This window comes from Streptomyces ipomoeae 91-03 (assembly GCF_000317595.1).
GTDB lineage: Bacteria > Actinomycetota > Actinomycetes > Streptomycetales > Streptomycetaceae > Streptomyces > Streptomyces ipomoeae.
In genome coordinates, this window is the sequence record NZ_AEJC01000377.1 from 1 (window position 1) to 10051 (window position 10051).

The 10051-nt window shown below is 69.4% G+C and carries 9 protein-coding genes; 4 read left to right on the forward strand and 5 right to left on the reverse strand.

Features of this window, described 5'->3' with window-relative positions; translation table 11 throughout:
- Positions 1 to 113: 113 nt before the first annotated feature.
- From STRIP9103_RS24450 to STRIP9103_RS24465, 4 genes are all read right to left on the reverse strand, one after another.
- Positions 114 to 821, reverse strand: coding sequence for an ester cyclase (locus STRIP9103_RS24450; RefSeq protein ID WP_048820903.1), 708 nt, complete (start codon positions 819 to 821; stop codon positions 114 to 116).
- 383 nt (positions 822 to 1204) lie between these two features.
- Positions 1205 to 1978, reverse strand: coding sequence for an SDR family NAD(P)-dependent oxidoreductase (locus STRIP9103_RS24455; protein ID WP_048820904.1), 774 nt, complete (start codon positions 1976 to 1978; stop codon positions 1205 to 1207).
- A 64-nt stretch (positions 1979 to 2042) separates the two neighbouring features.
- Entirely contained in the window at positions 2043 to 3566 is a 1524-nt protein-coding gene (locus STRIP9103_RS24460) for a multicopper oxidase family protein (RefSeq protein ID WP_009321233.1), read from the reverse strand.
- Between the two features lie 651 nt (positions 3567 to 4217).
- A complete protein-coding gene (locus STRIP9103_RS24465; RefSeq protein ID WP_181811126.1) occupies positions 4218 to 4922 on the reverse strand; it encodes an MOSC domain-containing protein in 705 nt (234 codons plus the stop codon).
- Between the two features lie 80 nt (positions 4923 to 5002).
- On the opposite strand from STRIP9103_RS24465, the gene STRIP9103_RS24470 reads away from it, so the two are divergent.
- Complete coding sequence (locus STRIP9103_RS24470) at positions 5003 to 5905, forward strand: LysR family transcriptional regulator (RefSeq protein ID WP_009321240.1); 903 nt, start codon at positions 5003 to 5005, stop codon at positions 5903 to 5905.
- 205 nt (positions 5906 to 6110) lie between these two features.
- On the opposite strand, the gene STRIP9103_RS24475 is transcribed toward STRIP9103_RS24470, so the two are convergent.
- Positions 6111 to 6440 carry a WhiB family transcriptional regulator gene (locus STRIP9103_RS24475; protein WP_009321236.1) on the reverse strand — a complete coding sequence of 110 codons (330 nt, stop codon included), beginning with the start codon at positions 6438 to 6440 and terminating at the stop codon, positions 6111 to 6113.
- A gap of 401 nt (positions 6441 to 6841) precedes the next feature.
- On the opposite strand from STRIP9103_RS24475, the gene STRIP9103_RS24480 reads away from it, so the two are divergent.
- From STRIP9103_RS24480 to guaB, 3 genes are all read left to right on the forward strand, one after another.
- The gene (locus STRIP9103_RS24480; protein ID WP_003948568.1) at positions 6842 to 7453 is read left to right on the forward strand and encodes a response regulator transcription factor; all 612 of its coding nucleotides are present in this window, start codon (positions 6842 to 6844) and stop codon (positions 7451 to 7453) included.
- A gap of 256 nt (positions 7454 to 7709) precedes the next feature.
- Positions 7710 to 8285 (forward strand): sigma-70 family RNA polymerase sigma factor, encoded by a 576-nt coding sequence (locus tag STRIP9103_RS24485; RefSeq protein ID WP_005481141.1) that lies wholly within the window; start codon positions 7710 to 7712, stop codon positions 8283 to 8285.
- 200 nt (positions 8286 to 8485) lie between these two features.
- Complete coding sequence (gene guaB, locus STRIP9103_RS24490; protein WP_009321238.1) at positions 8486 to 9991, forward strand: IMP dehydrogenase; 1506 nt, start codon at positions 8486 to 8488, stop codon at positions 9989 to 9991.
- Positions 9992 to 10051: the final 60 nt, after the last annotated feature.

The following is a 10051-nucleotide window of genomic DNA, read 5'->3' on the forward strand; positions in this document are numbered from 1 at the left end:
TTCCCCGCGTACAAGGGCCCTGTACGTCCGTCCGGTACGTGGGTCCGGTACGTGGGTCTGGTGCGTAGATCTGGTACGTAGATCTGGTGCGAACGTCCGTCCGTGGCCTGGGCCTACCGCTCCAGCCCCTCAAGGGCCCCCAGCTGGCTCATCAGGCCGAGCCGGTCGTACTGCCACCAGCCCTCGGCGATCTTCCCGTCCGCCGTGCACCGGTGGATGGTCGTCCCGGTCATGGAGACCTTCTTCCCGGTGGCCGCGATACCGAGGAACTCGCCCTTGTGCGTGGCGTTCCACGTCCACCGGGTGCACACCCGGTCACCCTGCGCGATCTGGTCCTCGACCGTGAACGCGAAGTCGAAACCGCCCCGCCACATCGCGACCTCGCGCCTGAACGCGTCCATGCCGATAGCGTCCTGCGGCTCGGAGGGATCGTGGTCGTGGTAGTTCTCGACGAGCAGGTCGTCGAGCGGCGGGAGCTCGCCCGCGGTGGCCAGGGTCTCGAAGAACCGTCGCGCGTTGGCCGCGTACAACGGCTCGTCCCGCACCACGTCCAGATCCGTGAACGTCGGCGTCTCCTCGCAGAGCGCGACCATCTCCTGGAAGATCCGGTCCGTCTCCGGCAGCTTGGAGTTCCGCATCGCCTCCTCGTACGACGGAAACTCCACGATCTCGACGAAGTGCGACGCGTCGGCCCGGTCCTTGCCGATGACACTGTGCGTCGCCGTCCGCTTCCCCTTGGTCTGCTCGACCCAGGTGTCCATCAGCCGATTCATCTCGTCGAACCGACTGGTCCTACAGTCAATGACCTGCACAAACGTCATGACACCACCTCCGGCCCCCCTGGGTCCGGTCGAACACTCCCATTGTCTCCCGGCTCCGCCGCCCTCTCACCCTTTGACCGCTTCGGCATCATGACGACATGCGCTGGTGAGGGAGACAACGGTCGGTGACCACGGGCCGGGACATCGGCGTGGCCATCACCGGCGACTCATCGACCGTGAGCGCGAGTCGGCCGATCCGGCCGCCTTCTGCAGCGTCGACCCCGGTCGCGACCACACCTGGTGGCGGGCCGGCGCGTGGGCGGGCAAGACGGCGCTGACGTCGTGGTGCGCCCTCCGTCCACCACCCGGCTTATGGATCGTCGAACCCCGCATCGTCCCCCTGACAGTCGAAGCCCTGTGCCCCCGGACCCCCTCCTCTCGCCCTACTGCGGCCCGTACTTCCGCCCCGTCTTCGAGCTGACCCCGCCCAGCAGCCCTCTCGGCACCACCTTCGCCACGCCCATCAGAGCCTTGTAGCGCGGATCCGGGATGGAGACCGTCTTGCCACGGGACAGGTCGGCGAGCGCGGCCGTCACCAGCTTGTCGGCGTCGAGCCACATCCACCCCGGAATGTTGTCGGTTCCCATCCCCGCCCGCTGGTGGAACTCCGTACGGACGAAGCCCGGGCACAGCGCCATCAACCGCACCCCACTGCCCGCCAGATCCCGGGCCGCCCCCTGGGTGAACTGCACGACCCAGGCCTTGGACGCGCCGTAGGTGCCGCGCGGCACGAAGGCGGCGACCGACGCCACGTTGACGACCCCGCCCCGGCCCCGCTCCCGCATGCCCTCGGCCGCCGCCGAGGTCAGGCGGAGGACCGCCTCGCAGTGCACCTTGAGCATCTTCAGCTCGTCGGCCATCGAGACATCGAGATAGCTGCCCTTGTTGCCGAAGCCGGCGTTGTTGATCAGCAGGTCGACCGGGTTCTTGCGGTTCTCCAGACGGGCCGCCACCGCATCGATGCCGTCGTCCGTCGCCAGATCCGCCGTCAGCACCTCGGCCTCGATGCCGTGCCGGTCGTGCAACTCCGTGGCCTGCTCCCGCAGCCGTTTGGTGTCACGCGCCACCAGCACCAGGTTGTGCCCGTCCGCCGCCAGCCGCCGTGCGAAGGCGGCACCGATTCCCGCAGTGGATCCCGTAATCAGAGCCGTTGTCATGGCGTAAGGGTAGTGACCTGGACTGTGGTGATCCGTTTCCGTCACCGGCCGGAGTCGTACGAGGTCACCGACCTCCGTGTGCGTGCGTCGTGTGGGACGGTGGTGTGCCGGCTCGTTGCCCCTTCTCCACGACCACGAACTGGCCCATCATCCCCTCGTCCTCGTGGTACAGCAGATGGCAGTGGTACATGTACGGAGTCTCCGTATCCGCCGGGCCGTCGAAGCGCAGGGCGAGCTTCATGGTGGTGCCGTTCGGCAGGAACACCGTGTCCTTGCGGCCCCGCAGCGCGGGCGGCGGTTTCTCTCCATTGACCTCCAGGATCCTGAACTGCACGTCGTGCACATGGAAGTTGTGCGGCATGCCGTTTCCGTTGTGGACCGTCCACACCTCCGTCGTCCCCCGCGTGACCGTCTCGTCGACGCGGGTCATCTCCATCGGGCGTCCGTTGATACCCGAGCGCTTCAGATCGAAGTACCTGCCCCGTACGGCGCTCTCCTCACCGCCGGGCAGCTCCAAATCGCCCAGTACGGAGGAGAGCTCGGGGGACGGGCGGAGGCGGTCGGCCGCTCGCAGTTGCAGTACGTCGAAGGAGTCGTCGCCTCCGGCGAAACGGCGCTGCCAGGCGTCCCCGTAGTTGTGCTGCGGAAAGCTGCGCAGCGTCAGACGCTCGCCCGCCCGCATTCGTACGACTATCTCGGCCCGCTCGCCCGGTGACAGCTGCACCCGTCGCTGCGACACCGGCTGCTCCAGCAGGCCTCCGTCCGTCGCGATCAGGGTGAAGCCGCGGTCGTCCGGGAAACCGAAGTCGTAGGTGCGTGCCGTGGAGGCGTTGAGCAGGCGCAGGCGTATGAGTTCGTCGTGGACCTCCTGGTAGGGGTTCAGGGTGCCGTTGACCATGGTGCGGTCGCCGAGGAAGCCCACGTTCTGCAGGGTGCCGCGCCCGGTGTCGAGCTTCGCGCCGTCGAAGCGCACGTCCTGCACGATGAGGGGCAGGTCGTCGACGCCGTACTTCTTCGGCAGGGCGAGTCTCGCGGCCTTCCTGTCGTCGATGAGGAACAGACCCGCCAGGCCCTGTGCCACATGCCGGGCCGTCGCGCCGTGTGGATGGGGGTGGTACCAGAGCGTTGCCGCCGGCTGGTCCACCGTCCAGTGCGGGCTCCAGGTGGCGCCGGGGGCGACCATCTGGTGCGGGCCGCCGTCCATCCGCGCGGGCAGGTGCATGCCGTGCCAGTGGACCGTGGAGGCCTCCTCCAACTCGTTCCGTATCCGCACGCGGACCTTCTCGCCGCGTTCGGCGCGCAGCGTGGGACCCAGATAGGAGCCGTTGAAGCCCCATGTGGGCGTCTTCCGCCCGTCCTTGAACTCCGTCTCGCCCGCCCGCATGCGCAGGTCGAAGACGCGTGTGCCGTTCTTGTCGACGGACGACCGCGCCGGCGGCGGTATCGCCAGCTTCTCGTCGAACGCGACCTTGCCGACCGTGCTGACGTCGGCACCCGTCCACACCCACGCGAACAGGCCGCCGATCGTCAGCACCGAGACGGTGACGACCGAGCCGAGCACGATGAGAACACGCTTGATCCGCGACATGCCTCCAGCGTTCCGGCCCGCCGAACCGTGGACATCCGGGACGGTCCCTGGCCCACCCCTGATCCCACCCCCGCCCGACCCCCCCGGGATGACCCCTAGGAGCCGTGCGGGGACTGGGCTGCGCGGGGTCACGGAGGCTCAGATGCCTTGCGCCTCAGGCGAGTTCCGCGCCGAGCAACGCGAAGCCGGAGGGCTTGGGGCGGGCCGAGTGCGGACCGCGTTGCGGCCACTCCGGGCCCGGCTGACACTCCGAGCCGGGCGAGTCCCGCCTACGGCCGCCATGCTGTCGGCGGATTCCACACAGCGTCGGCGCGCCCTCGCCGACTTGCGCACGACGACGCGCCTTCGTCCGCTCACGAGCACCACGCGCGACGGCCGAGCGCCCACCGCACGATTGCCGAGCGACCCGCCGCATGATCACCGAACATCCGCCGCACGATTTCGGGGCAGCGCCGCCCGACTCCGAACGGCTTCCACACGACTCCGGCGGCGTGCCTTGCCCCCGGCCTCCGCAGGGTCAGCGCGGTCTGCCCCGACCTTTGACGCGTTGCTCCCCCCTCGGCCTCCGTGACGTGGATACCCCCGGCCTCCATCGCGTCGCTTCCCCTCACCACTCCGCAACGCGGCTCCCCCTCGGCTCCCCCGCGCCTCCTACTCGACCGCCCCGCCCCCGCCGCTCTTCTCCCCGCCCCCGCCGTTCGTCGCCGCGTACTTCCGAGCCGTCTCCAGCACCTCCGGATGCAGCGCCTCCCCGGCGGCGAGCAGCCGCGGCAGCAACTCGCGTTCGGTCATCTCGGCGCGGAAGACGAGGGCGACGGTGATGTCGTGGTCAGGGCGGTGGACGATCTCGATCGGGTCGCCGGCCCGGATCTCGCCGGGCCGGATGACGCGCAGATACGCGCCGGGCGCGCCCTGGCGTGTGAAGCGCTTGACCCAGCCCCGCTCGCCCAGGTGCTGCTGGAAGTTGAGGCAGGGGATGCGCCCGGTGGTGACCTCCAGGATCACCTCGGCGCCGATCCGCCAGCGTTCGCCGATGAGGGCACCGGAGACGTCGAGCCCCTCGGTGGTGAGGTTCTCGCCGAAGGAACCGTTGGGCAGGGTGCGGCCCAGTTCGCGCTCCCAGCCGTCGAGATCCTCGCGGGCGAACGCGTACACCGCCTGATCGTCGCCGCCATGGTGCTGCGTGTTGCACACCGCGTCCCCGGCCACCCCGCTGCCGCCGACCCCCTTGGGCCCGGGCGCGGCCACCCGCACCGGCCCGTCCACCGGCCGCTTGTCGATGCCCGTCATGTGCTTCGACTCATCCGGGACGTCGACGGCCTTGGGGCGCCCCACGTTCAGTGACAGAAGCTTCATGTCAGCAAGCTAGGCGAGCGACCATCAAAGCGTCGACGCATTATTCGGCGCCACACCCAAGCCCCGCTTATGATCGACCTGTGATCGAGGCCCGCCATCTCCGTGTACTGCGCGCCGTCGCCGCCACCGGCTCCTTCTCGGCGGCAGGACGCGAACTCGGCTGCACCCAGCCCGCCGTCAGCCAGCAGATGAAGGCGCTGGAGTCGTCCGTGGGCACGCCCTTGCTGGTCCGCAGCGGCCGGGAGATGCGGCTGACCCAGGCGGGCGAGGCGCTGGTGCGGCACGCGGCCGGGATCCTCGCCGGGCTCACCGCGGCCGAGGAGGAGGTCGCCGCCATCGCCGGTCTGCGCGCCGGCCGTGTCCGCCTGGTCTCGTTCCCCAGCGGCAGCTCCACCCTGGTGCCGACCGCCCTCGCTGCCCTCCGCGCGGCTCACCCCGGCACCCGGGTCTCCCTGGAGGAGGCCGAACCACCGCGTTCGGTCGAGATGCTCCGCGAGGGCGAGTGCGACATCGCGCTCGCCTTCCGCTACGAGGGCGCGGTGGGCGCGGAGGAAGGGGAGTGGGACGACCTGGTCGTACGCCCCCTGCTCACCGACCGGCTCGTCGGACTCGTGCCCCAGGGGCATCGATTGGCGCGTACGCCGTCCATCGGCATCGGGGAACTCGCCGGGGAGCCCTGGATCGCCGGCTGCCCGCGCTGCCGGGGGCAGCTGGTACGGGTCTGTGAGAGCGCCGGCTTCACGCCCCGCATCGATTTCGCGACCGACGACTATCCGGCGGTGGTCGGGCTGGTCGGCGCGGGCCTCGGCGTCGCCGTGCTGCCGGAGCTGGCCATCGAATCCGTACGCCCCAAGGGCGTCAGGACGGTCGCGGTGGAGCCGGAGGTGCGCCGGGAGATCGTCGCGCTCACCCTGCCTGACCTGGCTCAGGTGCCCACGGTCGCGGTGACGCTGGACCAGTTGACCAAGGCTGCCGCCCGCTAGGCCGAGAAGAGCCCAAACAGGGGTCCACGCGCGCGTGCCGTGCCGCGCCGGGGGTCATGCCGTGCCGCGCCGGGAATGCCGCGTTGTCGTCCTACGGGAACGTACGCGACCGAAGCCCTGAACGTACGCGTAGCCGTACACGAAGCCGAGGCGCCTGAAACGTACGCGGCCGAAGCGCCGCAGGGGATGGTGCAGAAACGTTCCTTCAGTTGTTCGAACCGGTGTCGCCACCGGGTGTGGACGCGGACACCAGTCGATGTCGCGCCCGGCCCATGAGCTCCTCGCGCTCGTCCTCGGTCAGTCCGCCCCACACGCCGTACGGCTCGCGCACCGCCAGGGCGTGGGCCGCGCACTGGGCGCGCACCGGGCATCGCATGCAGACCTCTTTGGCCGAGTTCTCGCGAGCACTCCGTGCCGCGCCGCGCTCTCCCTCGGGGTGGAAGAAGAGCGAACTGTCGACCCCGCGGCAGGCCGCGAGGAGCTGCCAGTCCCACAGATCGGCGTTCGGTCCGGGAAGGCGGGAGAAATCTGCCATTGCGTGTCCCCTTGTTGCTGTTCCGGGCAGATACCGGATCATCGGTACCCATGACCGTACATCGACCATCTAAGGAGATGAAAATATGACTCATTGCGAATCTAGTCCCAGACACCAACAAACAGGAAGAAAAGCGGCTGAATGGGTCATAGGTTGTGGTGAAACATTGAGGGTCTGTTGTGCATGTCTGCGCCGTGTCCGAACCCTCACGTAGAGTGCCGAAGGTGGCCGGCCATCCCGTAACTCTTTCGAGTGACCGTCGTTGAGACGGGCGGAGGCGGTTGAAGCAACAAGCGCTCGGGCAGGCGTTCGTGTCCGCTCGTGAGCGTCGACCGCACAGGTGACGATTTCGTACCAGCCTGGAGGCTCAAGGTGACGCGCATCAGCTGCGGAGGGCGGCCATGACATCCGTCCTCGTCTGCGACGACTCCCCGCTTGCCCGAGAGGCGCTGCGCCGTGCGGTGGCGACCGTGCCCGGCGTCGAGCGCGTGACCACGGCGGCCAACGGCGAGGAAGTCCTCCGCCGCTGGGGGGCCGACCGCTCGGACCTGATTCTGATGGACGTACGCATGCCCGGTCTGGGTGGCGTCGAGACCGTACGGCGGCTGCTGTCCGCCGACCCCGGGGCGCGCATCATCATGCTCACCGTCGCCGAGGATCTGGACGGCGTCGCCCTCGCCGTCGCCGCCGGCGCGCGTGGCTACCTGCACAAGGACGCCTCCCGCGCGGAACTGCGCGCCACGGTGACGCAGGCCCTCGCCGACCCGACCTGGCGGCTCGCCCCACGCCGGCTGCGCTCGGCCGAGATGGGCGCCGCGCCGACGCTCACCGCGCGGGAGATCCAGGTCCTGGAGGGCATGAGCCACGGCCGTTCGAACGCCGAGATCGGTCGCGAGCTGTTCCTCTCCGAGGACACCGTGAAGACTCACGCCCGGCGGCTCTTCAAGAAGCTCGGCGCCTCGGACCGCGCGCACGCCGTGGCGCTCGGCTTCCGCTGGGGTCTGGTTCGCTGAGTGAGCCATCACGGGGGTGGGAGAATCCCCGCCTACCAGCAGGTGGGCGGGGGTGGCATCGCGGCTCATCGGGTGCCCGCTGCTTGTTTCGCCGCGGATGCCGCATCCTTGAAGCGTGGAGTTCCTCGGGGAGCAGTCGAACGAGCGGGAGGGGAGGGCGCAGGAGATGAGTTCCGGCGCGCCTGCTCATAACGCTTCGGTGCACAACCATGGACGTGGCGCCACGGACCCTGCGGCCGCAAGGCACCATGGACCGATGCGCGACGACGAGACGACAGTGATCGGTGCGCTCGTGCATCGCGCGGTCGACGGGGACGAGCAGGCCACGCATGATCTGCTCGCCCATGTCCACCCTTTGGCCCTGCGCTATTGCCGCACCCGGCTGTCGCGGCTGCCGGGCGACGCGCGGCACTTCGTGGAGGACCTGGCGCAGGAGGTCTGCGTCGCCGTCCTCCTCGCGCTGCCGCGCTACAAGGACACCGGACGGCCGTTCGAGGCGTTCGTCTTCGCCATCGCCGGTCACAAGGTCGCCGACCTGCAGCGCGCCGCGATGCGCCACCCCGGCTCCACGGCCGTCCCCTCGGACGAGATGCCGGAGCGCCCCGACGACTCCCTCGGCCCCGAGGAGCGCGCACTCCTCAGCAGCGACGCCGAATGGGCCAAGAAACTCCTGGCCAACCTCCCCGAGAACCAGCGGGAGCTGCTGCTCCTGAGGATCGCGGTGGGGCTCACGGCCGAGGAGACGGGACAGATGCTGGGGATGTCCCCGGGCGCGGTACGGGTGGCGCAGCACCGGGCCCTGAGCCGGCTGCGGGCGCTGGCCGAGCAGTAGCGCACGGCGGTCGAGCGTCGAGCACGGCGGTCGAGCCTCGATTCGAGAACGGCTCGAAGGGCACCCCCGATGAACAGGCGGGGTGCCCTTTCCGTACGAACACACGAAACCCTCGGTCACTTCGTACCGCGGAATGTGTGCCCCACGCTTCCCGTTAGCATGGACATCCGCACCGATCAAGGCCATTTGGGGAAGGTGTCATGACTGCCAACGTCGACGGAGTGCCCGAGAAATTCGCGACACTCGGGCTGACCTACGACGACGTGCTGCTGCTGCCGGGCCCGTCGGACATGGCACCCGACGAGATCGACACCACCTCGTACGTCTCCAAGAACGTGCGGGTGAACATCCCGCTCCTGTCCGCCGCCATGGACAAGGTCACCGAGTCGCGCATGGCGATCGCGATGGCCCGCCAGGGCGGCGTCGGCGTACTGCACCGCAATCTGTCCATCGAGGACCAGGCCAACCAGGTCGACCTGGTCAAGCGCTCCGAGTCCGGCATGGTCGCCGACCCGATCACCGTGCACCCGGACGCCACGCTCGCCGAGGCCGACGCGCTGTGCGCCAAGTTCCGCATCAGCGGCGTCCCGGTCACCGACGGCAACAAGAAGCTGCTCGGCATCGTCACCAACCGCGACATGGCCTTCGAGACCGACCGCTCGCGTCGGGTCCGCGAGGTCATGACGCCGATGCCGCTGGTCACCGGCAAGGTCGGCATCTCCGGTGTCGAGGCCATGGAGCTGCTGCGCAAGCACAAGATCGAGAAGCTTCCCCTGGTCGACGACGAGGGCGTCCTCAAGGGCCTCATCACGGTCAAGGACTTCGTGAAGGCCGAGAAGTACCCGAACGCGGCGAAGGACGGCGAGGGCCGCCTCCTCGTCGGCGCGGCGGTCGGTGTCGCCGGGGACGCCTTCGAGCGCGCCCAGGCCCTCATCGAGGCGGGCGTCGACTTCATCGTCGTCGACACCGCGCACGGCCACTCCCGGCTGGTCGGCGACATGGTCGCCAAGATCAAGTCGAACTCGTCGGGCGTCGATGTCATCGGCGGCAACATCGCCACCAAGGACGGCGCCCAGGCACTCATCGACTCCGGCGTGGACGGCATCAAGGTCGGCGTCGGCCCCGGCTCCATCTGCACGACCCGTGTCGTCGCCGGTATCGGCGTCCCCCAGGTCACCGCCATCTACGAGGCCTCCCTCGCCGCCAAGGAGGCCGGCATCCCGGTCATCGGCGACGGTGGCCTGCAGTACTCCGGTGACATCGCCAAGGCCCTGGTCGCGGGCGCCGACACGGTGATGCTCGGCTCGCTGCTCGCGGGCTGCGAGGAGTCGCCGGGCGAGCTGCTGTTCATCAACGGCAAGCAGTTCAAGTCGTACCGCGGCATGGGCTCCCTGGGGGCCATGCAGTCCCGTGGCGACCGCAAGTCGTTCTCCAAGGACCGCTACTTCCAGGAGGGCGTCGCCTCCGACGAGCAGCTCGTCCCCGAGGGCATCGAGGGCCAGGTGCCCTACCGCGGCCCGCTCTCCTCGGTCGTCCACCAGCTGGTCGGCGGCCTGCGCCAGTCGATGTTCTACGTCGGCGGCCGGACCGTTCCGGACCTCCAGGCCAACGGCCGCTTCGTGCGGATCACGTCCGCCGGTCTGAAGGAGAGCCACCCGCACGACATCCAGATGACGGTCGAGGCGCCGAACTACAGCCGTAAGTGACGTCCACGCGCGCGTGGGACGCTTTCGTGCTTCACGCGCGTGTGACGTTCGTCCAGGGGC